We start from the raw sequence: 25662 nt of genomic DNA, 5'->3' as shown, positions 1-25662 counted from the left end.
CAATTTCTCCTTCCTCGCAGCTGAAACAGTTATATGAACCTTCTGTCGTTCAGCCATCTCCCCACTTTCGAAAACATCAGCCTCTCCTGTTTGTGTGACCGGTCATGAGGACGGCAGAAAGCATGGTAATCCACCTGATCGATGAAAACGGCCAATCTTACCATAGCGAACAGGAAGGAGGCTGTTGAGCCTATGGAGAAGCTGAGCCCGTATCCCTCGTATCCGAGAGGCAAAAACACGAGAGACAGAATCAGGTTCAGACTGAAGAACATGATTGATGTATACATGGCTCCCCGCCGGTCCTCAAAGTAAAGAAGTATAAGAGTAACTATGAGCACCATAGCGTTTGAAAATGCTCCGACTGCCGTAAATCGGAAGATGGAAATGATTTCGTCGTCGAAACTGAGAAAAGCTGTCAGGTAACCGATGAACAAGATGACGAAAAGGGAAAAAACCCCCTGACTACGGAACAGACGCTCCAGCTCCTGTCTCAATACACGCTGCATTTTCTCTTTAGCTTTCCTGATTTCATCGAGTGTTCCGCCTTCGTTGACATTCCCGTAAAAAATCCGGTACCTTTCATAAAAACGTGTTTCCACGGAAACCACGAAAATGATAAGAGCAGGGATGATTGTCAGATAAGAAAGAAAAACGGCCGTATCGTATATTCTATGGTATAGGAAAGTATCAAAAAGGGAGGAGCCCCCTGGCCCGAACCATATTACCCAGTTACACACCCATACCCCTGCGTTATACAGAAAGCCGGTCCAGAATAGAGACGGGTACTTATCAAAATAACTTAAGTAACTGAACTGGCCTTCCACCGTTTTCTCCCCAAAAGTCATAAGCATAGAAAGCAGGAGACCAAACAATGTTACAATCATCCCGCTCGTAAAACCGAGAAGCAGAAAGAAGCTGAGACTGTGCTCTGCGAATGTGAACATTTGCACATTAAACCCCATCCAGACGATAAGGGCGATTGAAATGACGGCACCGCTCAGAAAACTGTAGGCCACGGCCTGGTAAAACTTAGCCGCACTCAGGAATAAAAACATTACCCAAATCAGGTTAATAGTAACAAGCAATGCCAGTATCAGAACATTGAAGTGAAAAGGAAGCTCGGAGAACCAGAGGAACAGCAACCAGGAGACCGATGCGATTGCCAGAGTCAGCTTCGTCATTCCTATGAACGTTGCAAATATTTCTTTCGAACGGTTTTCAAATATCAGGTCTGCAAGATACCGCGTAACGACCAGCTGCTGAATACCGAAAATCACCTGGGAAAAAATGAAGCAGTACGCTACCGACAGCGTGAACAGTTCATTTTCCTGCCGGCTTATATCGATGAATTGAGTGGTGAGCCACTGGATCAGGGTGATGGTAACGATAACGATGAGCCATGGACCTGCCGTCACCAATCCTGCGAAGACATATGCTTTGAAACGGGAAGAAAAGTAATCCTCCTGGAACAGTTTCTGTAATCTAAACCCGATGCCTGCCATAAGCTTCCTCCCTCCTCTGATACAATTCTCTGTACTGTTCAATCAACTGGTTCAATTGATAATACGTCTCCACACGTTTTTTACCGTTCCAGCCGAACTTTGCTGTCTCCTCCGGATGAGCATACATCCACTCACACTTTTCCGCTACCTGCAGCGGTTTCACCGGTGGTACGACAAACCCGGCAGGTCCGTACGGATCACCTTCACCTCCGAGAATCAGCTCGGAACAGGACCCCACGTCTGTAACTACCCACGGGACTCCGGCAGCCATTCCTTCCAGAACTGCGAGCGGCTGGCCCTCGGAAATACTGGTAAGTAAGCACACATCAAACGTCGGCAGATAATCACTTATATTCACTTTGCCTGTCAGGAAGACGGAATTCTCGAGTTCCAGCTGATTGATAAGGCGCCTGCATTCCTCTGCATAATCTTCTTCTTCATCGAGCGGGCCCATTATGTACATTTCAAATGGAATGGACTTCTCGGCCAGCAGCTTAGCGGCCTGGATCATCGTCTTAATATCTTTGATCGGAACTACCCGTACGATAGCGCCAATAATCAACGTATCTTTTCCTTTTTCGGATTTTTGGATAGCACCCAGCCGCTCATAGTCTATTCCGTTAGGTACGACATGTAACTTCCCGGCAGGTGCCCCAAGCGTCTCCTGCAGTTCACTGTTTCTTTCAAACAGCGTAATCACATCATCCGCTTCCATATACGCCTGCAGGGACAAATGATGGAAGAATTTCACCCAGCGCTCTTTATAATAATCGGCGATCCATGCCGCCTGCAGAATTTCTTCCTCACGCTCCCGGGAGTAGATACCGTGCTCTGTCAAAATAAAAGGAATGTCCTGCTGTTGTTTCATGGCGGCTCCTATCAGCCCGGCGTAACCGGTGGAAACGGACTGGACCAGATCCACTTCCGGAAAATCGAACTGCAGCAGTTCAATAACCGGCGAGAACATTCCTTTCCACATAAAAAGATATTCAATAAAAGAAGCCGACTGCTTTTCTTCTTCATAGCTGTTCTGAACAATATGCCAGAACAGCCGGCTCGAGAAGAACTCGGCAGGGTCCCCAAGTCTTCCGCTCAGCATATTCAGCGCCGTATCACTGGTCTTCCGGAACATCATCCATTCAGTCAGTGCTTCCTCCTCTTCTGCAGAAAGCCTTCGCTTCTTCATTTTCTTCTTTTGGTTCATGTTCAAAGGAAGGTTGGTTACGCCGGTTACGTTCTCCGGCAAAGTGTATCGATAGTCTTTTTCCGTCATCAGTTTCGGTGTAATAGCCACAATTTCAAATTCATGTTCCGGCATTCTCTGAATCATCATCTGCACCCAGTTCGCCACTCCCCCGCTGACGTAGGGATAACTCCCTTCCACGATCATACCTATTTTCATTTGCTACGCTCCTTAATAAGGATCTCAGCTTCCGGCTCTTTAACAGTCACCCGGTATAATCCTTCACTTAATTTGTCCACACTGCCATAAGAATATTTTCCTTCATTGAGGAACTTGCCATTCTCCAGCCTGATGAGAAACTCACTCGGTTTCAGGATTTCATCTCCTGTAATAACGATCCGGTCTTCTTCATAGGATACCGTCAGTTCCGATTCCTGATAACTTTTCATTTTTTTCGCAGCATTCGACTGGGTCATAGCTTCCAGGTAAGAGTAGTTCTCTTCAATGTGCTCTCCCATATCCTGTAACCTGGAACGCATCTGGCTCCAGCTTCTGCCTTTCGCCCTGTAGGAATCCAGTACGTCATCCGGGTGGACGAAGTGGGAGAAAACGCCAAAGTTAGCAATAACGTCTGTCTGTAGGAACTGGTCTTCCGGGCTTTCTGCATACCCGCTCGTCATTCGCGGAAAGTAATAAAGGTTGTTCTTAACGTCGCTCGGCCCGAATTCCTGTTCAAGACTCCCTTTGTCTCCCCCGATATACAATGAACTGATTGTCTTTAATTCAGGAAGCGACTGTTCCAGCGCTTTAATTCCGGTCGTGTTGATTACGTTGGAAGGAGGGACGTAGGATTTGATCTCTTCGTCAGGAAAATAGTATTTGAAAACATCTTCCACTTCCTTGATCGCCTCCACCATCTGCCGGTTATTCTTCCACGGTACATATCCGAACGTTTCATCTATCGGTTCGGAAGGGGTGACCAGGGACTGGTGATTATACCCGTGCAGACCGAGTTCTCCGCCTTCGCTCAATAGATCACGTCCGAAGTAGAGCATAGGATAACGGAGAATTTCCCTAAGGTCTTCCCCTTTCAATTCCGTATCATCCCTGTACGTGCCTATTACGTAACCCGTGTACGTGAAGTCAAGGTTCTCTCCGATTTCTTTCATATCCTTCCACCATACGTCCGTATAGAAATCACGTATTGATTTATCATATTCCTGATTTATTTTCTCCGGAGTTTCAAAAGGTATGGGGGACGGGAAATCGTCGATATGAAAAACTTTAATGGAGGCCTGGGCACTGACGAAAGCAGGCGGAAGCATGGAGAGTGATTGAAGCAGCATCCCCCTCGTGGTTTTATCCACAGTGATAGTTGAATTCCAGAACATTACCTTCCCTTCACCCTTTTCATGGAGCCACATAAGCGGCTCTTCTTCGACTGTAAGAGGTACCGCTGCCTCTTCCTTCAGTTCAACATCGGCGATACTGTGGGAAAAAAGGTTAGAGGACGCATCAAGATCCACGTAACCGGGAAACAGTTCCTCTTCGAAAGAAATACCGTGCAGATCGCCTTTGTACCCCTCCACTTTCTTAATACCAAGAAGGTCGTTCCACTCCGAATCGACAAAACGGCCGGCGATCATCACCCGTCCGCCTTCTTCCACAAACTCGGTGATAACGTCCCTCGGCCACTCTTTGGAATGTTCTCCGGCAAGAACTATAATCGAATAAGGGGAAGGAGCAATATTTTTGATCTCCTCCCTCTCTACCTGTTCATATGGCACTTTTGCATACTCGAGGGCCTGTTTCATATTTCCGATGGCTCCCTCGGACAGATCACTCTCATTCTGGTGAAGAAATACCCGAATCTCTTTCTCCCCCTTCTTCGGCTCTTCCGCAGTCATTACGGGGAACTCATTCTCCGGAGAGGAGTTGGGAGGAAACCACTGCTGGAACGTCTCCATCCTGATGAGCTGTAGAACAATCACCATGCCGATCAGCAGTACAGCGAAAGTTATACTCAGTTGAATTGTATTTTTTTTCATAGTTCTTCCCCCAACAAATGTTCAACGATGAAACGTCTGGATTCCGGGATATTGGTCTCCGGAACGTTTTCTTTCAAGGAACTCAGCACGCTGCATATCTGGTTCCAGTCTTTTCTTCCGTAATAATAACGGAGAAGGACCAGGTACCCTTCGGCCTGAAGAGGATGCTTTTCATTCATACTCTCGAGTATTTCTACTCCGGTGGAAGGATCACCCCGATACAGATGAAACTCTCCAAGTCTTTCAAGGAGTAAAGGGCGGTCATTGCCGGAAGCAAGTTCCTCCTCCATGAAACCTTTGTACTCCTTCTCGAGCCTTGAAAGGGACGGTCCTTCCAGCAGCTCACTTTTCAGAAATCGTTCATAGGCTGATAACAGCGTCTTTAACCTGGTCGGATCAGCTGGAATGTATTCCAATTTTGCGAGCTGAATTTCTTTTTCGTGTGTATCTATCAGCAAGTTCCGGGTCGTAGCCGCATAGTGGACCATTTCCGAATTCCGGTTTGTTAATCCGAGATTTACGTAATGTCCTTTCCTGGAGACGTCCGAATTGATCAGCCTCATAATCACATCCTGTTTGGATTTTGTTTCAAAATTTGTAAGTGTCTCGGAGAACGGCTGCATATCGTAGCTTGCTCTTGCTTCATATCTGATCTGCTCCAGCATCGGCGGCTTATAAGTAACGTACTCCTCGTATGATTCCAGAATGTCATTGCTGCCGAAGCGTCTGGCCATATACCAGACCACTCCTCCAAGAACTTCTCCGATTACGGGGAGAAATAAGCTTACAGTAAAAATCCACAGCACTACTCCCTGTTCTTCTTCTTCCGTTCTTTTCTGAAGAAAAAGCAGCAACAGAAAAGCCAGAATACCGTGAATAAAATAAAATGTGAGTATCCATACCGGTTGTGTGAAGTTATTGAACATACTGCACAACCTTCTCATCCATAACTTTCTGTAGACGATCCCTTACGATGCCGGCATTCTCCGGACTGGTTCCCGGAAGCAGGAAATAAAACACTCCGCTGCCTTCCTCAAAACCGACTATGTCCACTTCCCGGAGGTAAGAACGCAAAATGATTTCCATTTCAACTTTCGACACCGCTCCGGCGTTGACGTATGGCACCTCTATCACACTATAATCGACATCGAACTTCTCTTTACGGTCCTGCTGCTCGATGACTTTTTCTTCGAAAGCTTCCTTGAAATAAATACATGTCCCCGGATACATTTTCTTCTCTTCTTCTTTCTGCATAGACGCCCGGGATTTATCAATCCGGTCCGAAAGCCAATCCAGCAGAACGGAAAGAATCTGTATTTCATAATTCGTCAACCGTTCAAAATCGAGATCGTTGATGATCAGCACTTCCTGTACTTTGCCGTTTTGAATAATCGGACCTGCCAGCACCGGAGCGTCTTCATCGTCTTCAACAGAACGGATCGTCACCGTTTTATTCGAAAATAATCTCTGAAGCATCGAATCTTCTCCGGAAACGAAAACGGTTTGCGGAAACGCTTCGGGTCCGCCTCTTTTCACACTGAGCCGCATCGCACTGAATGATGCGTCCACATGATAGATGGCTACTTCCCGGGACTGGAATAAATCCGAAATGATCTCAATCGCTTCGTTCCGTATGAGATAAGGGGTCGGCTGATCAAGCGCTTTTCCTACCTGGTAAATTCTGGTCAGGGTATATTCGCTTTCCAGAACGCGGTTTTGCATCGCTTTCATCGACTCTTCCACGGACTGGATGACCTCTTTCACGTTTTCATTCTCTTCGTAAAGTTCGGAGTTACGGTCGCTGAGAGACTCATATCTTTCCCGGAAACTTGTGCCGTACATCCCTCCGATGACGGCAACCAGGAGCAGTAGCGCGACATTAATAAATCGGTCGAAGCTGTAGAACACAAGGAATATGTCCCCTCCCCCGATCACCATATCCACCAGATAGTAAACCAGCACCAGAAGGAAACTGCTTATACCAATCGTCAAACCGTATCTGAGTGAAAATAAAAGCACCGTTATAAGAAAAGGGTTCAATGTCCATTCTCTCATTTCCAACCCGAATATTTGATCAATCATCCCCAACCCTGCAATGACCAGAATCAGTTCAATGGATTTTCTGACTAAGCTTGACTGCCTGTAAATCATCTCATCACCCCTTTTTGGTTCGTTCGGAATACTTTCGAAATAAGTGTATTTAATTGTCGCAATTGTATATAATAGTAATTACAAAAAAATACTATTTTACAGGAGGAATTTTCTTTGAAAAGAAAAAATCGAGTTCCCGTCTATCTTCTGACTTCCCTGCTGTTCGCTTTCTCCGCTTTTCTGGTCTCGGATCGTCTCAGCGCTTCAAAAGAGTCTCCACTCTCTCACGTAGAAAGTTACAAAATCTATTATGATGCTCCGACCCCTGCGATTATAGACGAGATGAGCGAGTATGATGCAATGGTTATTGAACCTTTCTACTACACCAGTGAACAGATAGAGGAAATCCGTAAGAACGGCACACTCGTGTATGGGTATATCAATACCATGGAAGCCGACCAGTGGAACAAACCACTCTTCCGGAAATTAAAAGAAGAAGATTTCTTCGTTCGCAATAGTAAACGAGTTTACTACGAAGAATGGGACTCCTACCTGACCGACATAACTTCTCCTCACTATCAGCAAGTTATGGCAGACGAGGTCCAGAAGCAGATTATCGATAAAGGACTGGATGGAGCTTTTCTCGATACTGTAGGAAACATCGATAATGAGCATGGCGGTGATCCTCAGGTTCTTCACGAACAGCGGGAAGGATTGACGGACTGGCTGACTCTTCTCAAAGACAGGCACCCGGATCTTTCTCTGATACAGAACTGGGGATTCGATACGCTGGCCACCGCCTCCTCTCCGTACGTAGATGGTATTATGTGGGAAGGTTTCCACTTCAGCGATGTCGTATACGATGAGTGGGCACAGGACCAGATCTATAAATTGCGGAAAGTCCGGGAAACGGATGGGGTTGAAGTACTGACAGTATCACATCAGCAGCCCGGGGAAAGCAAAGGACTGTCTACTGCAAACCGCTTCAAACATTACCATGAACCGACAAATTATAACGAATGGTAGAATAATGCCACCATTCCCGACTCCCTTCAGTTACGGGAAACTGGAACTTTCCGAAAAGAACTCAGTTAAGTTTATGTAGTTCTATATTATCAGATTTCGGTTGTTTTTACTTCTTCATTCATGTAATTTTATGGATAAGAATAGAAAACAGGAGGGCAGTCTATGATTCTTATTACAGGAGGCGCAGGTTTCATAGGAAGTCATATATGCGTGGACCTTTTGAATGAAGGGTACGACGTTGCGGTCATCGACAACCTGTCGAACAGTCGGAAAGAGTCCCTGACGAGAGTCGAGGAAATTACCGGCGGAACGATAACATTCTACGAAAACAACCTGCTGGACCGGAGTGCCCTCGAGGAGATTTTCTCGAAGCACACGATCGAAGCTGTTATACACATGGCAGGCCTTAAATCGGTGAATGATTCGGTCTCCCTTCCTCTCACGTACTACAAAAATAATTTGACGGCCACTTTCGTTCTGCTGGAAGTCATGGCCGAATTCAATGTGAAAACCATCATATTTTCTTCTTCCGCTACGGTCTACGGGAAACCGGCATCCAACCCGATAACGGAGGACTTCCCGGTGTCCGCCATCAATCCTTATGGAAGAACGAAACTGATGATTGAAGAGGTTCTGGCAGATCTTTGGAACGCTGATTCCGAATGGAGCATTTCCATTCTTCGCTATTTCAACCCGATCGGTGCCCACCCGAGCGGAAAAATCGGTGAGTCACCGAATGGAACTCCGAATAATCTCATGCCTTATGTTGCAAAAGTAGCTCTGGGACAATATGAAAAGCTCACCGTTTACGGCGATGATTATCCGACCGTTGACGGAACGGGGGTACGGGACTATATCCACGTAACGGACCTTGCTCTCGGCCATGTGAAAGCATTGAGTAAAGCGATGCAGGGGTCGGGTCACGAGATCTATAATCTCGGCACCGGGGAAGGTTACAGCGTACTTCAGCTCGTCCGGGCTTTCGAATCAGCTTCCGGGCGTTCTGTACCCTATGAAGTGACCGGCCGCCGCGAAGGTGACGTAGCCTCCTGCTATGCAAACCCTTCAAAAGCCGAGGAAAAGCTGGGGTGGAAAGCGGAAAAAACCATCACTGATATGTGTGAGGACACCTGGAGATGGCGCAGCCACAACCCGTACGGATATGCTTCAGGGGAATAATCCCGAAAAAAATTGAACAGCATCAGAACCGCGGGTCAGATTGCTGCAAACGTTTCCAGAAAACGCCTATAGCAATTTGACCTATTACCTTTGCCCGATGTTTACAGAAAAACCTTATATGCATTTACGTATCGAATTTTGTTATGTATAATAAACAGATACAGTCGATACATAATAGAGGATCGTTCAGTGAAGGTGAGAGTTATTCCTCTTTGCGGAACGACTCATCTGCACGCACTTATCACTCGTCCGAGCTTCTTAGACTGTCTTATCCTTCTGCCCAGGTGGAAGGATTTTTTGTTTCTGCATTTATATATCGATCTTAAAACACAAAACCACTCCGGTCACTGCAGCAGTGACCGGAGTGGTTTTGCTATAATAATCGCTGCACACCGCTGACAGGGTCTTCGTTACTTGCGATAGCGGAAATCACGCTTATCCCGGCTCCGGTCTCTCTCACTTTCTGTACGTTACCTTCGTGTATACCTCCTATGGCGACTACCGGCAACCCGGCTCTGTTTTGAATCGCCCGAAGCCCTTCTATTCCTATTACGTCTTTCGCATCCTCCTTCGACGAAGTTTTGAACACGGGCCCCACTCCGAGATAATCTGCCAGCTCGTACCGGCTCTGCTCCAGCTCTTCCGGGGTGGATACGGACAACCCGATTATAAGATCCGGGAAACGATCTCTCACTTTTTCTATTTCCGTATCTTCCTGCCCGATGTGAACACCGTCCGCTTTCCATTCACTTACCAGCTCAATATCATCATTTACGAAAAAAGGGATTCCATGCTCACGGCATTCTTCCCGCAGACGGTGGCCAAGCTTCACTTTTTCGGCACCCGTCAATGATCCTTCTCCCTTTTCCCTGAACTGAAAAGCGGTGATCCCACCCCTGATGGCTCGCCGCAGAGTTTCCACAGGGTCTTTTTTACAGTTTTGGCTTCCCATAATGAAATAGGTGTGAAGATAATCAATCATACATCTTTCCCCAATTCATCAAGAAGAGAAACGGCGAATGATCCCGGACCATGGGAGTTCGCTTCCGCCCTCTCCGCAGCTTTATTATAAAATTCCACTGCAAAAAGTACCGCTTTCTCCTTATCATCCTCAACGGTGAGACAGGCGGCAATCAGCGTCCCGAGAAGACACCCCGATCCTGTAACCTGCTTAAGCAGGGGAGAACCGTAGGAAGATGTTTTATAATTACCGTCTTCCGCTACTATATCTGTTGCTCCTGTCACTACTACGCAGGTGTTCAGTTTCTCCGAAGCTTTCAGGGCGATAGCTGCAGAGTCCCCGCTTTCTTCCGAATCCACACCTTTCACTTTCAACGGTACGTCCGCGAGAGCGGCGATTTCGCCGGCATTCCCTTTCACGACGGCTACGTCCAGCTCTTTTGTTATTTTCCTGACTGCATTTTTCCGGAAGGTACTCGCTCCTGCCCCCACCGGGTCCAGCAGTACAGGGACGCCCTGCTCATTAGCTGCTTTTCCTGCTGCTATCATCGTTTCCACATCACTGCTCCGGAGCGTGCCGATATTCAATACAAGAGCATCGGCCGCCCCTGCTATGTCTGCGACTTCTTCTCTTTCTTTCGCCATAACCGGGCTTCCTCCGAAAGCCAGGAGGCCGTTCGCAGAGAAATTCATCACTACTTCATTCGTAATATGATGAATCAATGGTCTCTTGTCTCTTACACGCTCTGTTATCATTTTATCTCTCCTATTCTTCCGGCCCAGTGATTCGTCGGACCGCTTCCTGAACCGAGGTCGAAAGAATGACGGATAGCTTCGGTAATAAAATGTTTAGATTTCTCTACAGCTGCCGGAAGCGTCCGTCCCCTCGCCAGATTCGCCGCGATAGCCGAAGCATACGTGCAGCCTGTGCCATGGGTATTATCCGTTTTAATCCGCGCTTCCCTGTATGTCCTCATAATTTCTCCGTCATACAGTACATCGACGGCTTCTCCTTCCAGATGCCCGCCTTTAATGAGCGCACCGCGACTGCCGAGTTTTTCTACAAACAGTCCTGCCGCTTCTTCCATATCAGCTTCTGTCTTAATAGACATCCCAAGGAGCGTTTCCGCTTCCGGAATATTCGGAGTGACGACATCAGCATGAGGAAAAAGATATTCGGAAAGCGCCTCCCTCGTCTCCTCCTCCATAAGAGGATGACCGCTCGCAGTTACCATGACGGGGTCACAGACGTATGGTTTCCGCCGGGCCCCGATCCATTCCCCTACTGTACGTGCAGCTTCTTTCGATGAAATCATTCCGGTTTTGATAGCATCCACCGGCAGATCCTCTTCAATACTTTTAAGCTGAGCAGTAAGGAATGGAACAGGTACGTGATGGACCTCCCGGACTCCCATAGTGTTCTGGGCGGTCAATGAAGTCAGTACAGACATCCCGTACACCTGCCATTCTTCCATTGTCTTGATATCCGCCTGGATTCCGGCTCCGCCTCCGGAATCGGAACCTGCGATTGTCAGTGCTGTATATGGTCTCATCTAGCCGCCTCCTTTCCTTCAGGCCACTCTTCCAGTGAATAGGACATTTCCCAGAAAGCGAGTTCCAACTGACAGCTTTTCCGGAAAGCCTCCTTCATTTTCCGCCTGTCTTCCGGTGAGGCCTGTTCCGCTTCCTCATCCAGACGTTTCATCATGTAGCCGGTCGTTTCGGCAATAGAATCATCGGCATAGAACTCGATCCACTCATAGAAAGGATGGTCCGGTTCCGGCGAGTAACGCCGTTTCAATTCTTTCCCGATTTCATCGTAAGTCCACGGGCAGGGAAGCATAGCGGCAATTGTTTTTCCGAGCAGACCTTCTGTGGCCACACTCTTCATGTGAGCACGATAATGATCCGCTGTAGGTGGCATCGGATAACCCTGAAGGTTTTCGTACGGAGTGCCTGCATACTCGCTTAAATTGCGGTGGGGGTGCATCTCATCCCCGAGCACAAAGGCGATCTGATTATGAAAAAATGATATATCCTCCCGACTGTCGGATTGGGAAATGGCCGTGCCATACAGGGTAAGGAACGTATTCAAGTATTCATAGTCCGCTTTTACGTAGTGGGCCACCGCTTCTTTCGGCAGTTCACCTTCCCCAAGCCCCCGTACAAACGGGTGATCGAAAATCGCCTGAAATACATCTTCATTTTCTCTTCTTAATTCTTTCGTAAATGACATAAAAATAGCCTCCTCATTTAGTATACAGGAAGCCTCTATGTACAGAGTGCTTCCCTTCGGCGGCATGACCCGCATCAGGTTCAAAGGGACTAAGGCAAAGCCTTATCTCAGCGGTATCCGCGCCCCCAGCAGTTCAAATAATTAAATTGTCGCGATGGCTGTCTGCTTCAGTCGGGTGGCGACCATCCACCCTATCAGCGCCCCGGTCACGGTACTTACAGCGAATGACGGTACAAAAGCGAAGACTCCAGCGCCTGTACCCATCAATAGATTGGCGATCGGTACGGAAGCAAGAGAGCCGAGCAGGCCTGTGCCGATGATTTCACCGGTCACCGCTCCCCCGACACGCTTCGTATAGTGATAGGTCAATCCCGACACCAAAGCCCCGATCATGCCTCCGGGAAACGCCAGCAGAGTGCCGAGACCCAACAGATTCCGCAGTAAAGCTATCAGGAAAGCTATCGTCACCGCCGGCAGCGGTCCAAGCGTAACGGCAGCAACGACGTTGACGGCATGCTGGACCGGATAAGCTTTTGCTATCCCGGCCGGAAACCACAGCATCTGTGCCCCGAGTGTTCCGAGTGCAGTCAGTACAGCCATTGTCGTAAGAAGTTTTGTGCGATTCATATTTTCTCCCCCCCTTTATCCCAGGCAGAAGAAGAAGCAAAAAACCGGCTCCTGAATTACAGGACCCGGTTCGTCAATGGTATGTTGACTACTTCCCCACGCTGGTATGATCCAGATCAGGTCCAGAGAGTCGGAAAGTCATTCTTTCCTCTCAGTCCGTTCCACGGACACCCCTAGTAGTTGATTACTTATTCACTTGGATGACATCAGTATAACAAAAATCAGAATCTTTTGCACCCCCTGCACAGATTTTTTGAATATACTGGTATAATTTCCATAAGGAAGCATTGACAATCCCGGAGAGAGTAATAGAATTTAGAAAAAGCAGTCTTTTGCTACAGAAAGGGGTGGAAGCAATGATTCGCATCGACAATCTTACCCGGCAGTTTCCGAATGGCAAAGGGATTTTCAACGTCTCTTTTGAAGTACAGGAAGGGGAAGTGTTCGGGTTTCTCGGACCTAACGGGTCTGGCAAATCCACGACTATCCGTCATCTCCTCGGGTATATGAAACCTCAAAAGGGTAGTGCTGTAATTGACGGTTATGATACGTGGAAAGATCAGGCGAAAGCACGGGGAAGAATCGGTTATTTACCGGGGTAGATCGCTTTTCTCGAAGGAATGAAAGGGAGCGACTTCCTCGATATGATGGCTGGGATGCAGGGCGTCACGGACCAGAGCAGACGGAACAGCCTGATTCAGCGTCTGCAGTTTGATCCCGATACTCCTATCCGGAAGATGTCCAAAGGGATGAAGCAGAAGGTGGGAATCGTTGCGACATTTATGCACGACCCCGATGTATATATTCTGGATGAACCCACCTCCGGACTGGACCCCCTTATGCAAAAGCTTTTCGTCGAGATCGTGCTGGAAGAGAAGGAAAAGGGAAAAACCTTTCTGATTTCCTCCCACAGCTTTTCGGAGATCGAACGAACGTGCGATCGTGCAGCTATCATCCGGAACGGAGAGATTGTTACGGTCAAGGACATACACGAACTGCAATCCATGCAGCGTAAAGTCTTCGATGTCACACTGACCCGGCCCGAAGATGTCGAAGCTATGAAGGACTCCAGGCTTTCCATAAAAAAAACGGAGGGGTTATTCGTACGGGTCGAAGTCCAGGGGGATTTTGATGATTTTGTCCACGAATTATCGAAGTACAGCGTCAAAAATATAAGCGCCGGCACCCAGAGTCTGGAGCAGATATTTATGGATTACTATGATGCAGAGGAGGCCGGGTCATGAATTTTCCGCTTTATAAACAAATGATGAAATCGAATATTAAATTATTCCTCGGCTTCGGTCTCGTTTCCGCTATTTATGTAGTTCTTATGACGTCGCTGTTCCCCCTCTTTGCGGACAATCTCGATGAAATGGAAAGCATGATGGAACTGTTCCCTGATTCTCTATTAAGAGCTCTCGGACTGGAAGCTTTCGGCAACTATGGCCAGTTTATTTCAGCGGAATACTACGGATTATTCTACCTGCTTATTTTGGGTGTGTTCAGCGTAATGAGTGCGGTACAGCTACTTGCGAAACTTGTGGACCGGGGCTCCATGGCTTATCTTCTTTCCACCAGAATCTCCAGATTTCAGATCACCTTTACTCAGATGATGGTTCTGCTGAGCGGTCTTATCATTATACATGTCCTGAATTTCGGCGGCGGGCTGGCTGCCGGCGAACTGCTGATAGATGAGCAGAATGCGATAGCTATGAAAGATTTTTTTCAGATCAACTTCGTCGGTTTTTTGTTATTTTTTGCAGTAGGGGGGTATTCTTTCCTCGTGTCTTCTCTGCTGAACGATGAGAGGTCGGCGTTAGCGACAGCAGGCGGGGTGACCTTCCTTTTTTACGGAATGAATATGATCGGAAAGATTGTGACCGATGTCGACTGGTTACGGAACATCACTCCGTTTTCCCTTTATGAACCGGGAAAAATCGCCGGAGGAGATGCGGAAGTATGGACATCTTCTCTCATACTTACGGGTATCGGAATCCTTGCTTATACCCTGGCGATCCTTCTGTTCAGGCATCGGAACCTCCCGTTGTAAACGTCTACCATGAAGAATCGATACCCGGGTTCAAAAGGAATCAGTTCCCGGATATGTTTCTTTCATCCGTTTTCCGGATACACGACAATCCCGTCTTTCTCGATGATAGGCATAGCTCCCCACCGGCCCTGTTCGTGTTTTACCAGGGAAATTCCACCCTTTTCGTCTAAAATATGATAGACGTCCCACCCGTTCGCTTCCAGCCAGTTACTGACAAGTAATCTGTGACAGCGGGACGGGTGTCTTTCCGCACAGAAATACGCAACATCCTTCTCACCGGCCAGTGCTTCGAGCCCGACTATTCCTTCTCTGAACTCTTCCGTCAGTGTATAGTCTGCATAATTGTGAAAGGACTGGTTCTCCCAGGCTCCGTTCACCTCCGGCTGCACGTGGCCTGCTTTATTACGCCGTCCTGCAAGGAAAGGGTGGTGGGAGTATGAAAACCCTCCCCCCGCCAGCCACTTCTTCATGTTCTCCTGATTGAAATGGGGGAACTTACGACTCGCCGGAAATGCCCGTACATCTGCCACCGCATTCACTTTCGCCTCTTTCAGCATAGAAAGAAAGAACTGTTTCGAGTGGGAAGAGTGTCCGATTGTATATATATAAGGTTTCCTCATTACCGGGTTCCCTGCTTTAACCGGCGAACCTCTTCTTCCAGTCTGGTTATTTTTTTTGCGTTGATCTCGGCTACTGCGTAAACAATCCCTATTACAAAGCCGAGGACCGCTCCTCTCCACCCGAGAGTGATCAGTCCGACAAACGCCGCCATCAGTATGTAAAAAAATATCATTATTTTCCTCCTCTTCTGGATTCTCCTGAGTTTCTCTCCACTGAAAATCAGAGAGCACTCCTCATACGTTAAAGGATTTTCGTTATGCTTGCCGATTTATTCCCTATTTCCCGTTTGAAGTCCCGAACGTCCTCTTCCGAAAGATTTTCCTTTTCCACCAGTGCCTCTCTGCGCTTTTTTCCGTATTCAATGACGAGTTCTTCTTCTCTTTCCACAAGTCGTGTCATGTCCCCGAGAAGCACTTCTTTTTTATTGAAAAGCGGGCCGTTGCGTATGAGTACAGCCTGATCATCGACTGTTATATATTCTTTTCCCGGTCTCGTAAAAAAGTAAAAAATGTTTATTACCCCGGAAATAATGATGACTCCTGTCACAATTTGGATGAAACTGACAAGCAGAGGGGAAGGGTCCATCGAGGCCATAGTAAAAATGTTGGCTGCAACAGCAGCCACTGTCTGCCACAGATATTTCAGGCCCTCACGCCTCCACTTCCTGGAATCTTTATAACGATACTCCATGGACACCCTCCAATCAAGATACCGATTATAACAGAGACTGTAGATCGGTGAATGTTTCAATCGTCTGCTCGGCTCTGTCCACCTCACCAAATCCATAGGATGCATAGTAGAATGGAAGACCTGCATTTTGAGCGGCTTCTTTATCTCCCGAGGTGTCCCCTACATAAATCGGGCTGTTAAGATCATTTCTTTTCATCACGAGCTGAATGTTCTCTCCTTTGGAGAGGCCCGTACGTCCGGGATTTTCAAAGTCCTTAAAATATTTCTCCAGCTGATGGGCCTGAAGAAACGCTTCAATATAGCCGTCCTGGCAATTACTTACAATAAACAGAGGATAGTTGTTATAAAGGTGCTGCAGAGTACGTTCCACCCCTTCGTATAATTCTCCGCCCTGTTTTTTGATTACTCCGATCTCCGCTTCAAAACAATTGTGGATAATCTTTTCGCCCTCGTCCTGATCAAGATGCGGGAATAACTTCTCCACTACTCCTTCTGTCTGGAGTCCCATTATGGACTCCATATCCTTCCGGCTCAGTTCTTTTTCTTCGGGACGATGTGCCTGAATTGTCTCATTCCAGGCATCTTTCACCGTGGAAATGGGATCCCATAGAGTCCCGTCTAAATCAAAGATAATACTGTCCATGAATCATCACTCCTTTTCGTGGCCCCTGAACTTACAACCGTTCGGACCTGAACAGCCAGTGAGCCATCTGTTGTCTTCATAATCTTCCCAGCATCCTATATGGACGAAACCCCGTGGAAAGAGAGCGATTCCGCCTCCCTCTGTGCATCTTGTTTGTCAGTCGGCGAACATTAAGTCCCCCTGTCTCAACTGTTTTGAAATCTCCTCCGGGTCGGGACAGACAGTGGGCTGGAAATCAATCAGAATCATCGAACGCTCCCCTTTCCTTTCTTCTTTCCCTTTCGTTACGGGAGCAACATAATGACTGACTATCGGATCGAACACTCCATATGATTCGAGAGGAGAAGTCAGCGTCATCTGCTTCAGCAGTTGTGTCTCATTCACATTTTCCGGTATTTCTCCCGCTGCATGAGGAGTGCCTATAGCATTACCGCCCCCTTCTGCGTTCTGACGGTGCACAAGATGGGCGAACGTGAATGGTTCCCCGTCCTGATGGAGATGGTTCGGAGAAGACACTGCAATCTCCTGTTCATTATCCACTTCCAGTTTCACAAAATGAACCCCGGCATGAATAGGAAGAAGAAGATCTTCCTCTCTCCAGAACGTCTGTCTGTAATCGAACAGAATGATATCATTAAGAAGACGGTTCTCCCGCATTTTTTCGGAAATAGCCGGAAAATCACGGGCGCTGTCCGTATATTCAGGGTTGAAGCTTCCCTGGAAATACTTATACATTTCCCCCTCTTCGGTTCGAACGGAAGGCAGCCACTGGACATGGCCTGTGCCCGGTATAATCACCGCTCGTCCGTATCTTCTGTATCTGTTCAGTTCCCTGGCATACGAGTCTGCCGGCAGCGTAGCGAACTCCTGTTTAATTTCCGTCAGCTCTTCTTCGAGATGACGGGTCTTCAGTATATTTTTCAGATCATAATATTCATACCCGTTACGTTTCAAAAAACTCACTTTTGTCTCCTCCTGTTGCTCAATATAATACTTTGCTTTCCGTGTAAAATACCGCCTGTCAATAATGGCTGATTCAAGTTAAAAACCGGTACGTGCGAATCACGGAATCGTCATTTTCTGTTATTGATAGTGTGAAAAATGATAAACGTGATCAGAAAGAAGAATACGAGACCGGCGCCGATCAGCATATCAATTACAAATTCCAATCCCCTCTCCCTCCTTTCCCGTACAGTAAGGCAGTATCAAACACATACTCTCACATCTGAAGTTATTTTATCATAGAAAAAAAACCTCTGCTTTAAGCAGAGGGGGAGACAGGAGTCATACCGGCAATGGAGCTTTTTCTGAAATGAAGCCTTTCGATATCAGTTCTTTCCAGAAATCTTTTGGAATCTCTTCCTGTAGCAGACGCAAATCTTCCTCAACGTGCTCCGCTTTTGTAGACCCTGGAATAACGGCGGAGACAGCCGGGTGGGCTGAAGAAAACTGGAGACCGGCGGCTTTCAGTGAGACATTGTATTCGTCAGCAATTTGTTTTAGCTGACGAACGTGATTCAAAACGTTTGCATCAGCCGCTTCGTAATCAAAATAACTCCCTCCTAAAAGAGCACCTGAATTATACGGACTCCCCACTACCATCTCCACCTGTTTTTCTTCAGCGAGCGGCATGATTTCCTGGAGGGCATGCTCATGCTGCAGCAGTGTGTATTGTGTCGCAGTCAGGAAAATATCCGGGATGAGCTCTCCCATTTCCAGAGCAAGTTTTATGGGACTGATGGTATTGACTCCCAGCCCCCATCCTTTGATCGTACCTTTCTTTTTCATTTCTTCGAGTACATGAAAGGCTCCACTTCGGGCCTGCTCGAATTTTTCCGTCCACGCGTCTCCGTGGAAGTCAGGAGATACGTCGTGGACAAATACTACATCCAACCGATCTGTCTGAAGACGCTCAAGGCTCTGCTCGATGGATATTCTTGTCGATTCTCCGCTGTAGTCAGTTACTACTTCATTCTGACGTCCGTACTTAAATAACCCTTCCTTCTCTTCGGTCGAATCTTTCATGTATCGGCCGACTTTCGTACTCAGAAAAAAATCGTCCCGCGGTTTATCCGCAAGAGCTTTGCCGAGGCGTATTTCTGCAAGACCTGCCCCGTAATGAGGAGCAGTATCAAAGTACCTGATTCCCATATTCCACGCACTCTGAATGGTTCCAAAAGCCTCTTCTTCGGAGACATCCCTGTACATATTGCCGAGCGGAGCAGTTCCGAGTCCTGCCCCATGTTTTACAGCTTTGTTTAATAGCTTCATATTAATCTCTCCTTTCTTTTGTAATTACCTTACAAAAGAAAAGAAAAACATCCTGGCCTTCATTCAAAATCTTGTCAAAAATTATTCTTTTGTTGCATAGACAAGGATTTCTTTCCCATCTATAATGTGGGTATGCTCTTATACAGAGCATTCATGTGATAAAGATCTCCCAACCTCCGGGAGAAAGACTCATCTGCACATGTTAATTCAGAAACATCGAACAACGCTCCTTCCACCCGCCGGTGGGAGGAGCGCCTTTTTGAGTTTGCCGATCACTCTTCCAGAAGCGTTACGCTTACACTTACGTCGAGGTTCTGGCCTCCTCCGCGATATACCCCCTGAAGCGGACTTACGTCTGCATAGTCCCGCCCTGTTCCGATTCGTATATGATTCTCCAGCGCTTCTACATTGTTCGTCGGATCGAGTCCGGTCCAGCCGACACCAGGCACCATGACTTCCACCCAGGCATGAGTGGCGGCGTCCCCGACGAGAGCTGAATCTTCCCCGATATACAAATATCCGCTGGCGTACCGGGCCGGTATCCCGTTCCCTCTTAACACTGCAATCATAATATGAGCAAAATCCTGACATACTCCTCCCTGCAAAGGCCATGCTTCATATGCTTTCGTATTCACATCCGTCGTGGATGTATTGTAAAACAGCGTATTATGCACGTATTTCATCAGGTCGATAGAAAACTGGATCGGGTCCTCCGGGTCTCCCGCATTTTTAGTGATCATATCGATCTGTTCTTTGTACATGAACGTATAGGGAGTTTCGTTCAGGTAGGAAAGATAGTGATTACGAAAAAGATCGGAATGAAATATCTGTTTCATTTCGTCCGAATAGTAGATCATATCGATAAAAGGGCTTTTCTGGATACTGACTGTTGAAATCGTTTTGACTGTCAGATGCTCATGTTTTTCGGGGATAAAAAATGTTTCCACATGATTCCCCCACACATCGACGTGCTCTTTTATTACAGAGACAGGCGAGATCTCAGAACGGTAGGCCAGCACCCTCTGGCATTCATCGGAACGCGGTTTCAGCCTTATGTGGTTCATGCTTTGATCTACGAATGTTTCGTAGTGGAACTTATTTGTGTGCTCAATTAGGTATTTCATAAAAACGTTTGCTCCTTCTTATGTTGAGGATGTCGGTACAGAAAGATAGTAGGTTTCCATAAACAGACTGCTTAAAGCGATGCACTGCTTCTGAAAATGGTCGAGAAACCTCATAAGTTCTTCCATATTCATGTCTTTAATGACGGTATCGCTTATCTCCGCAAGAATCACATCTGTAAGCTGAAACAGCTCTTCCGAATAGTGATGCACCTGCCCGCCTTCTAAATCCATTATCGCTTCTTTAATGTGCGTCATACAGTAGTTTATCGACCTCGGAAATTTTTCTTCTTTCACAAGAAAATCAAGGACGTATGCAGAGTCCATGGTCGGCGGATGTTCTTTGATGAACGAATCGTATCCGTTCAGGAATCTGAGAGCGGCCAGCCAGTAGTAATAATTGTTCGTTGTGTGCTGAAGCGGTTCCCGTCTTTGTTTCTCACAGACGACGTTCAAAATGCGGGCTGTCTTCTCCGCACGCTCAAGCCACTTGCCAACCTTGATGAACGTATAGGGGACCCCTCTGGTCATTGAAGACTCTATTACCCCTTGTGCAGTCATGGAGGTACGGGTGACTGTTTTCAAATAGTCTTTCGTCCGTGCCAGCGTTCCGATATTTTCTCCGCTGTCCTGATGATCGAGATGAAATTCGTTGAGGATTTCCCATAACTCGCCAGGGATGGTATCGCGCGTGGTCTTAGTATTCTCTCTCGCGACTTTCATACAGTTCTCGATGGAATTGGGATTAACCGGGTTCATTGTCAAATACTCGATCATAGTCCCTCTTTCCATTCTCGAATAATGATTGATATAGTCCCGGTAGGAAGCGCAAATCTCGAGCACTTCTTCCCAGTCCCTGTCCAGCACATGCTGATCAGCCGCTTCGAGCATATTTATAAGCTGAACATTCAGTACCCGGGCGTTGTTTTCGGAACGCTCCAGGTTCCTCGCCATCCAGTATAAAGCGTCTGCCGTCCTACTAAGCATCTGTTTCGCCTCCTCCCGACAAAATCCACGTATCCTTGCCGCCTCCTCCCTGGGAGGAGTTGACGACGAGTGACCCTTCTTTCAAAGCGACCCTCGATAACCCTCCGGGAAGCACATTCATCTTTGTTCCGTTCATGACGAAAACCCGCAAATCCACGTGACACGGGTAAACATTCCCGCCTTGAAAAGCCGGAGCCCGCGACAGTTTGATAGTAGGCTGGGCAATGTACTGATTCGGCTGTTCTATCACTTTTTCGCGAAAAAGCGCTCTTTCTTCTTCCGTGGACTGAGGTCCGATCAGCATGTCGTAGCCCCCGGAAGCTCCGACGTTTTTAATAACCAGTTCGCTCATATTATCCAGGACATATTGGAGCCGTTCCGGATCACTGAGAAAATATGTTTCCACGTTCGGAATAAGGGGTTCTTCTCCGAGATAAAAACGGATCATTTCAGGGACGTATACGTACATCGCTTTATCATCCGCAACACCATTCCCTATTCCGTTAAGGATGGCTACGTTACCTTTCCTATATGCCTCCAGAAGTCCGTTCACTCCGAGAGCCGAATCCGGCCGGAAAGCTTCCGGGTCCAGAAAATCATCATCAATCCGTCGATAAATGATGTCGACGCGTTTCAGACCACGTATCGTTTTCATATAGACGACTCCGTCCTGAACGAGGAGGTCCCTCCCCTCCACGAGCTCGATTCCCATCTGCTGAGCCAGAAACATGTGATCATAATATGCGGAATTGTAACTCCCCGGAGTCAGAAGCACCACGTTCGCCTCTCCTTCACATCCGGACGGTTTGTGGTCGCAGACCGCCTGGTGCAGTTTCGAGAACTCGTGCTCAAGGGTACGGATGGAATGATTGAAAAACAGTTCCGGATACACTTGTCTCATAACGTAGCGGTTTTGAAACACGTAGGACATTCCGGAAGGGTTACGTAAATTATCTTCCAGCACACGATACTGACCATGTTCGTCACGGATAAGATCCACGCCGGAGAGAAAGATATGGTTATCAAGAGGTATATCGACACCCTGTACCTGTTTCCGGTAATAATAAGGATTATTGTCCACAAGTTCCCGCGGTATGACACCTTCTTCAATAATTCTGCGTTCATGATAAATATCTTCCAGAAACTTGTTCAGAGCCGTCATTCTCTGTTTCATGCCTGTTTCGATCATCGTCCATTCCGACTCCGGAATAATGATCGGAATAAAATCGAATGGCATCGTCCTCTCAGTCTGGCCTTCATTATTGTAAACGGTAAACGTTATACCCTGACGAAGAAAACTCAGTTGCGCGGTCTCGTGCTTTTCATCCAGTTCCCGTGCCGAAAAACGTTCCACCAGTTTATAAAACCATTCGTAATGAGGTTTCGGTGTTGCATCACTATTCATCATTTCATCGAAAAAAGTTCCGGTCTGATAATTTTTGAGCATCGGTTCTCCCCCTGACGCAGAATAATTTTACCAATATTCTGAATACTGATTATGTATATACCCTACTGCGGAAGTTATAAGCCGGCATCCGAGAAAAATATTTGGATCGCAGTGATAAGGGAAAACAATGCCACAATAAAAGAAAACAGACTCCAATATTTCCTCCCTTTTTCATAATCATCTATTCCGATAATCGCGAGCACCCCTGAAAGGCCGAGAAGCATCAGGTACTGGTAGCTGAAGTCCCCTGTAACCAGTCCATAAAGAGCAAGTCCGGGAGTAGCGGTGAAAAACACTCCCCGTATCACCTTCTCCAATATTCCGCCTTTCCCCATCTCCATACACCTCCCGACTTTTGGTAAAAAGTTTTTTCATCTTAAAAAAGGTCAACAACGACGAGCGACAGAAAAACGAGAAGTATCACTACTTTCACGGTACCGAGAATCTTTCGTCCCTCGGAAAAATCAAGTACAGCATTCAGCGTGAACAGGATCGGTATCGCAATAACAAGAAACAACGGCGACATCGATACATCGGTAAACATCGATATGAAGAAATACACAAGAAAAATAATACCGACCCCGAGACTGACCAGATTAATGACTTTTAATTTATCCACTTCCGCTCCTCCTCTCCGGGTATACTCTGCCACCCTATTATTCTACAGCATATATCCCAATCGTATCACATCCGTTTTCTTTCCTGCAGTTTCTTATGATTGTCATTTTAGTTATAATGTTTGTAAGCGGTTACTAAAAGGAGGAAATTGTATTGACTACATATGAAGACGTATGGATTCCATCAGAAGAAAAAATGAAGGAAACGCGACTTTATCAATGGATGAAACGGCTGGGATATGAAGACTATGAGCAGTTCCACCAGGCCACTGTTTCGGATATTTCCTGGTTCTGGGACGAAGCGGTAAAGGAAATCGATTTCGAATGGTTCGACAGTTACCAGAAAACATTAGACCTTTCCAGAGGTGCGCCTCATCCCGACTGGTTCCAGGGCGGAACGACCAACGCTACACTGAATGCCCTGGATAAATGGACAAAAGATGAAGATAAGAAAAATGATATTGCCCTGTACTGGGAAGGGGATAATGGCGACCGGGTGAAGTATACGTTCACTGAACTCGACGAAGAGGTGAATGCTGTCGCCGCAGGTCTCAAAAAACTCGGCATCACTGAAGGAGATATCATCACCATTTACCTCCCCATGCTTCCGGAAACGCTTATCAGCATGCTTGCCATCTCTAAAATAGGTGCTATTTTCTCCCCCGCCTTTTCCGGCTATAAAGCGGATGCAGTAAAAACAAGGGTCAACGCATGTGAAGCAAAGGCTATTATCACCGCTGATGGTTTCTTCCGGAGAGGGAAAACTGTCAATATGAAAGAAGAAGCGGATAAAGCTGCGGAAGTTTGCGATTCCCTGGAACACGTTATCGTAGTGGAACGCGCCGGCGTTTCATTTGAAAAGAAACCGAAAGACGTCCTGTTCAACGAAATGAAAGAACCTAATGCTTCTGTGGAAACGATGGAGAAACACGCGGATGATCCATTTATGCTCATTTATACTTCCGGGACGACAGGTACCCCGAAAGGAGCGGTACATACCCATGCCGGTTTCCCTGTAAAATCGGCTTTTGATGCCGGAATGTGTATGGATGTCGGCAAAGACGACACTCTGTTCTGGTTCACGGATATGGGCTGGATGATGGGGCCTTTCCTCGTGTATGGCGGTCTCGTAAACGGAGCATCCATCGTCATGTTCGAAGGTACTCCGGACTACCCTGAGCCGGATCGTCTGTGGGAACTTGTGGAACGTTATAAAGTGACACATCTCGGCATTTCTCCGACGCTTGTAAGGGGAATGATGAAGCACGGAGAATCATGGATCGAGCGCCATGACCTCTCTTCCCTTGAAGTGATCGGCTCTACCGGTGAGCCGTGGAACCCCGAACCTTGGCATTGGCTATATAAGCACGTCGGCAAGAAAAGAGTACCGATCTTCAACTATTCGGGCGGTACGGAGACCTCGGGCGGTATGGTAGGAAACGTGCTCGTAAAACCGATTCAGCCCGTTACGTTCAACGCAGCCCTTCCCGGCATGGATGTGGACGTGCTTGATGACGAGGGGCATCCTGTCGTAAATGACGTAGGGGAACTCGTACTGAAGCAGCCCTGGGTAGGGATGACGAAAAGTTTCTACAAAGACGATGACCGCTACCATCGTACGTACTGGAACCGCTTCAAAGACATTTGGGTACACGGTGACTGGGCGACTGTGGATGAGAGAGGCTACTTTTTAATTTCAGGACGCTCCGACGATGTACTGAACGTAGCCGGAAAGCGCATAGGACCTTCCGAAATAGAGTCTGCACTCGTCGAACATGAAGAAGTGATTGAAGCCGGGGTGATCGGTGCCCCCCACGATATGAAAGGGGAGGAACCCGTGGCGTTCGTCGTTACGAAAGCGGGGGACTCGGAAACCCTTCTCGAAGAACTGCAGCAGCTTCTCACCGACAAGCTCGGAAAAGCTATTGCACCGAAAAAAATATATATCGTCAGTGATCTTCCGAAAACGAGAAATGCCAAAGTGATGAGACGTGCGATAAAATCAGCTTTCTTAAATCGGGATCAGGGAGATCTCAGTGCTCTTGAAAATCCTGAGACCGTGGAAGAAATCAAAAAAATAGGAGCCGCTGTCCATTAATTTCATACTTTTGCTGTGGGAGCATGACGAGAGTAAACAAAGAAAGCTGCCGGTTTTGAAACCGGCAGCTTTCTTATTTATTCGTCGTCTTTCGCTTTTCCGATGTTTTCCTGGACTTTTCCTTTAGCTTTATTCTTCTGCCCTTCCTGTTGAAGTTCAGAATCCTCTTTGGCATTGCCTATCTGATCTTTCGCTTCCCCTTTCACTTTATTGACAGCGCCTTTCACCTTATCACTCATACCTTTTTTATCTGCCATAATGCGCC

General features: G+C 47.2%; 26 protein-coding genes, 1 pseudogene and 2 riboswitches. Of the genes and pseudogenes, 5 read left to right on the top strand and 22 right to left on the bottom strand.

Annotated elements, in window-relative coordinates; all coding sequences use genetic code 11:
- Positions 1-29: 29 nt before the first annotated feature.
- From pelG to CKW00_RS02745, 5 genes are read right to left on the bottom strand one after another with little or no spacing between them, the layout of a single operon-like run.
- Positions 30-1502, bottom strand: a complete 1473-nt coding sequence (gene pelG / locus CKW00_RS02765; protein WP_095821271.1) for an exopolysaccharide Pel transporter PelG — start codon at positions 1500-1502, stop codon at positions 30-32.
- Entirely contained in the window at positions 1483-2904 is a 1422-nt protein-coding gene (pelF, locus tag CKW00_RS02760; protein WP_095821270.1) for a GT4 family glycosyltransferase PelF, read from the bottom strand. The genes pelG and pelF overlap by 20 nt, the downstream gene beginning before the upstream one ends.
- A complete protein-coding gene (locus CKW00_RS02755; protein ID WP_095821269.1) occupies positions 2901-4733 on the bottom strand; it encodes a DUF2194 domain-containing protein in 1833 nt (610 codons plus the stop codon). Before CKW00_RS02755 ends, pelF begins: the two co-directional genes overlap by 4 nt.
- Positions 4730-5659 carry a hypothetical protein gene (locus CKW00_RS02750; RefSeq protein WP_095821268.1) on the bottom strand — a complete coding sequence of 310 codons (930 nt, stop codon included), beginning with the start codon at positions 5657-5659 and terminating at the stop codon, positions 4730-4732. Before CKW00_RS02750 ends, CKW00_RS02755 begins: the two co-directional genes overlap by 4 nt.
- Positions 5649-6884: a hypothetical protein gene (locus CKW00_RS02745; protein WP_095821267.1), complete on the bottom strand. Its 1236-nt coding sequence runs from the start codon at positions 6882-6884 to the stop codon at positions 5649-5651. The genes CKW00_RS02750 and CKW00_RS02745 overlap by 11 nt, the downstream gene beginning before the upstream one ends.
- 114 nt (positions 6885-6998) lie before the next feature.
- On the opposite strand from CKW00_RS02745, the gene CKW00_RS02740 reads away from it, so the two are divergent.
- Both CKW00_RS02740 and galE read left to right on the top strand, forming a co-directional pair.
- Positions 6999-7850 carry a putative glycoside hydrolase gene (locus CKW00_RS02740; protein WP_095821266.1) on the top strand — a complete coding sequence of 284 codons (852 nt, stop codon included), beginning with the start codon at positions 6999-7001 and terminating at the stop codon, positions 7848-7850.
- Positions 7851-8012: 162 nt separating this feature from the next.
- On the top strand, positions 8013-9029 hold the full coding sequence (gene galE, locus CKW00_RS02735; protein WP_095821265.1) for a UDP-glucose 4-epimerase GalE: 1017 nt from the start codon (positions 8013-8015) through the stop codon (positions 9027-9029).
- Positions 9030-9402: 373 nt separating this feature from the next.
- Here galE and thiE read toward each other — a convergent pair whose 3' ends face one another.
- The 5 genes from thiE to thiW all read right to left on the bottom strand — a co-directional run bounded on the left by thiE (position 9403) and on the right by thiW (position 12852).
- Entirely contained in the window at positions 9403-10011 is a 609-nt protein-coding gene (gene thiE, locus CKW00_RS02730; protein ID WP_095821264.1) for a thiamine phosphate synthase, read from the bottom strand.
- Complete coding sequence (gene thiM, locus CKW00_RS02725) at positions 10008-10745, bottom strand: hydroxyethylthiazole kinase (RefSeq protein WP_095821263.1); 738 nt, start codon at positions 10743-10745, stop codon at positions 10008-10010. Before thiM ends, thiE begins: the two co-directional genes overlap by 4 nt.
- Positions 10742-11542, bottom strand: a complete 801-nt coding sequence (gene thiD, locus CKW00_RS02720) for a bifunctional hydroxymethylpyrimidine kinase/phosphomethylpyrimidine kinase (RefSeq protein ID WP_095821262.1) — start codon at positions 11540-11542, stop codon at positions 10742-10744. Before thiD ends, thiM begins: the two co-directional genes overlap by 4 nt.
- A complete protein-coding gene (gene tenA, locus CKW00_RS02715; RefSeq protein WP_095821261.1) occupies positions 11539-12225 on the bottom strand; it encodes a thiaminase II in 687 nt (228 codons plus the stop codon). Before tenA ends, thiD begins: the two co-directional genes overlap by 4 nt.
- 34 nt (positions 12226-12259) lie before the next feature.
- Positions 12260-12362, bottom strand: a riboswitch (TPP riboswitch).
- Positions 12363-12366: 4 nt separating this feature from the next.
- Positions 12367-12852 carry an energy coupling factor transporter S component ThiW gene (thiW, locus tag CKW00_RS02710; protein WP_095821260.1) on the bottom strand — a complete coding sequence of 162 codons (486 nt, stop codon included), beginning with the start codon at positions 12850-12852 and terminating at the stop codon, positions 12367-12369.
- Positions 12853-12928: 76 nt separating this feature from the next.
- Positions 12929-13037, bottom strand: a riboswitch (TPP riboswitch).
- 171 nt (positions 13038-13208) lie between these two features.
- On the opposite strand from thiW, the pseudogene CKW00_RS02705 reads away from it, so the two are divergent.
- A pseudogene (locus CKW00_RS02705) lies at positions 13209-14096 on the top strand (ABC transporter ATP-binding protein).
- Positions 14093-14902: an ABC transporter permease subunit gene (locus CKW00_RS02700; RefSeq protein WP_095821259.1), complete on the top strand. Its 810-nt coding sequence runs from the start codon at positions 14093-14095 to the stop codon at positions 14900-14902. Before CKW00_RS02705 ends, CKW00_RS02700 begins: the two are co-directional and overlap by 4 nt.
- Before the next feature lie 62 nt (positions 14903-14964).
- On the opposite strand, the gene CKW00_RS02695 is transcribed toward CKW00_RS02700, so the two are convergent.
- From CKW00_RS02695 to CKW00_RS02650, 11 genes are all read right to left on the bottom strand, one after another.
- Complete coding sequence (locus CKW00_RS02695; protein WP_095821258.1) at positions 14965-15522, bottom strand: DUF488 domain-containing protein; 558 nt, start codon at positions 15520-15522, stop codon at positions 14965-14967.
- Entirely contained in the window at positions 15522-15695 is a 174-nt protein-coding gene (locus CKW00_RS13650; RefSeq protein ID WP_158221265.1) for a hypothetical protein, read from the bottom strand. Before CKW00_RS13650 ends, CKW00_RS02695 begins: the two co-directional genes overlap by 1 nt.
- Positions 15696-15763: 68 nt before the next feature.
- On the bottom strand, positions 15764-16213 hold the full coding sequence (locus CKW00_RS02690; RefSeq protein ID WP_095821257.1) for a hypothetical protein: 450 nt from the start codon (positions 16211-16213) through the stop codon (positions 15764-15766).
- 25 nt (positions 16214-16238) lie between these two features.
- Positions 16239-16856 carry an HAD family hydrolase gene (locus CKW00_RS02685; protein ID WP_095821256.1) on the bottom strand — a complete coding sequence of 206 codons (618 nt, stop codon included), beginning with the start codon at positions 16854-16856 and terminating at the stop codon, positions 16239-16241.
- A gap of 156 nt (positions 16857-17012) precedes the next feature.
- Positions 17013-17819 carry a 2OG-Fe dioxygenase family protein gene (locus CKW00_RS02680; protein ID WP_095821255.1) on the bottom strand — a complete coding sequence of 269 codons (807 nt, stop codon included), beginning with the start codon at positions 17817-17819 and terminating at the stop codon, positions 17013-17015.
- Positions 17820-18140: 321 nt separating this feature from the next.
- Positions 18141-19127 (bottom strand): aldo/keto reductase, encoded by a 987-nt coding sequence (locus CKW00_RS02675; RefSeq protein ID WP_095821254.1) that lies wholly within the window; start codon positions 19125-19127, stop codon positions 18141-18143.
- Between the two features lie 272 nt (positions 19128-19399).
- Positions 19400-20251 carry a transglutaminase family protein gene (locus CKW00_RS02670; protein ID WP_095821253.1) on the bottom strand — a complete coding sequence of 284 codons (852 nt, stop codon included), beginning with the start codon at positions 20249-20251 and terminating at the stop codon, positions 19400-19402.
- Positions 20252-20269: 18 nt separating this feature from the next.
- Positions 20270-21235, bottom strand: a complete 966-nt coding sequence (locus CKW00_RS02665) for an alpha-E domain-containing protein (protein WP_095821252.1) — start codon at positions 21233-21235, stop codon at positions 20270-20272.
- The gene (locus tag CKW00_RS02660) at positions 21228-22682 is read right to left on the bottom strand and encodes a circularly permuted type 2 ATP-grasp protein (RefSeq protein WP_095821251.1); all 1455 of its coding nucleotides are present in this window, start codon (positions 22680-22682) and stop codon (positions 21228-21230) included. The genes CKW00_RS02665 and CKW00_RS02660 overlap by 8 nt, the downstream gene beginning before the upstream one ends.
- 74 nt (positions 22683-22756) lie before the next feature.
- A complete protein-coding gene (locus tag CKW00_RS02655) occupies positions 22757-23017 on the bottom strand; it encodes a hypothetical protein (protein ID WP_095821250.1) in 261 nt (86 codons plus the stop codon).
- Between the two features lie 41 nt (positions 23018-23058).
- A complete protein-coding gene (locus tag CKW00_RS02650) occupies positions 23059-23301 on the bottom strand; it encodes a hypothetical protein (protein WP_095821249.1) in 243 nt (80 codons plus the stop codon).
- Between the two features lie 152 nt (positions 23302-23453).
- Between CKW00_RS02650 and CKW00_RS02645 the strand changes: the two genes are divergently transcribed.
- Positions 23454-25397, top strand: coding sequence for an AMP-binding protein (locus tag CKW00_RS02645; RefSeq protein WP_095821248.1), 1944 nt, complete (start codon positions 23454-23456; stop codon positions 25395-25397).
- A gap of 77 nt (positions 25398-25474) precedes the next feature.
- Here CKW00_RS02645 and CKW00_RS02640 read toward each other — a convergent pair whose 3' ends face one another.
- A complete protein-coding gene (locus tag CKW00_RS02640; protein WP_095821247.1) occupies positions 25475-25654 on the bottom strand; it encodes a CsbD family protein in 180 nt (59 codons plus the stop codon).
- Positions 25655-25662 lie beyond the last annotated feature (8 nt).

Origin of the sequence: Salimicrobium humidisoli, assembly GCF_002295105.1 — a bacterium.
In the GTDB taxonomy this organism is placed as follows: domain Bacteria; phylum Bacillota; class Bacilli; order Bacillales; family Halobacillaceae; genus Salimicrobium; species Salimicrobium humidisoli.
Note: the sequence above shows the minus strand (reverse complement) of the source record. Positions and strands in the feature narration are given on the sequence as shown.

Bases quoted from the DNA above. Each gene is read 5' to 3' on its own strand.
- thiD (WP_095821262.1), bottom strand. From the start codon at position 11,542: ATGAGACCATATACAGCACTGACAATCGCAGGTTCCGATTCCGGAGGC.
- CKW00_RS02750 (WP_095821268.1), bottom strand. From the start codon at position 5,659: ATGTTCAATAACTTCACACAACCGGTATGGATACTCACATTTTATTTT.
- CKW00_RS02745 (WP_095821267.1), bottom strand. From the start codon at position 6,884: ATGATTTACAGGCAGTCAAGCTTAGTCAGAAAATCCATTGAACTGATT.
- galE (WP_095821265.1), top strand. From the start codon at position 8,013: ATGATTCTTATTACAGGAGGCGCAGGTTTCATAGGAAGTCATATATGC.
- thiE (WP_095821264.1), bottom strand. From the start codon at position 10,011: ATGATTGATTATCTTCACACCTATTTCATTATGGGAAGCCAAAACTGT.
- CKW00_RS02685 (WP_095821256.1), bottom strand. From the start codon at position 16,856: ATGGACAGTATTATCTTTGATTTAGACGGGACTCTATGGGATCCCATT.
- CKW00_RS02660 (WP_095821251.1), bottom strand. From the start codon at position 22,682: ATGCTCAAAAATTATCAGACCGGAACTTTTTTCGATGAAATGATGAAT.
- CKW00_RS02670 (WP_095821253.1), bottom strand. From the start codon at position 20,251: ATGAAATACCTAATTGAGCACACAAATAAGTTCCACTACGAAACATTC.
- CKW00_RS02700 (WP_095821259.1), top strand. From the start codon at position 14,093: ATGAATTTTCCGCTTTATAAACAAATGATGAAATCGAATATTAAATTA.
- tenA (WP_095821261.1), bottom strand. From the start codon at position 12,225: ATGTCATTTACGAAAGAATTAAGAAGAGAAAATGAAGATGTATTTCAG.
- CKW00_RS02665 (WP_095821252.1), bottom strand. From the start codon at position 21,235: ATGCTTAGTAGGACGGCAGACGCTTTATACTGGATGGCGAGGAACCTG.
- pelG (WP_095821271.1), bottom strand. From the start codon at position 1,502: ATGGCAGGCATCGGGTTTAGATTACAGAAACTGTTCCAGGAGGATTAC.
- thiW (WP_095821260.1), bottom strand. From the start codon at position 12,852: ATGAATCGCACAAAACTTCTTACGACAATGGCTGTACTGACTGCACTC.
- CKW00_RS02640 (WP_095821247.1), bottom strand. From the start codon at position 25,654: ATGGCAGATAAAAAAGGTATGAGTGATAAGGTGAAAGGCGCTGTCAAT.
- CKW00_RS02695 (WP_095821258.1), bottom strand. From the start codon at position 15,522: ATGAGGAAACCTTATATATATACAATCGGACACTCTTCCCACTCGAAA.
- CKW00_RS02755 (WP_095821269.1), bottom strand. From the start codon at position 4,733: ATGAAAAAAAATACAATTCAACTGAGTATAACTTTCGCTGTACTGCTG.
- CKW00_RS02655 (WP_095821250.1), bottom strand. From the start codon at position 23,017: ATGGGGAAAGGCGGAATATTGGAGAAGGTGATACGGGGAGTGTTTTTC.
- pelF (WP_095821270.1), bottom strand. From the start codon at position 2,904: ATGAAAATAGGTATGATCGTGGAAGGGAGTTATCCCTACGTCAGCGGG.
- CKW00_RS13650 (WP_158221265.1), bottom strand. From the start codon at position 15,695: ATGATATTTTTTTACATACTGATGGCGGCGTTTGTCGGACTGATCACT.
- CKW00_RS02675 (WP_095821254.1), bottom strand. From the start codon at position 19,127: ATGAAGCTATTAAACAAAGCTGTAAAACATGGGGCAGGACTCGGAACT.
- CKW00_RS02690 (WP_095821257.1), bottom strand. From the start codon at position 16,213: ATGGAGTATCGTTATAAAGATTCCAGGAAGTGGAGGCGTGAGGGCCTG.
- thiM (WP_095821263.1), bottom strand. From the start codon at position 10,745: ATGATAACAGAGCGTGTAAGAGACAAGAGACCATTGATTCATCATATT.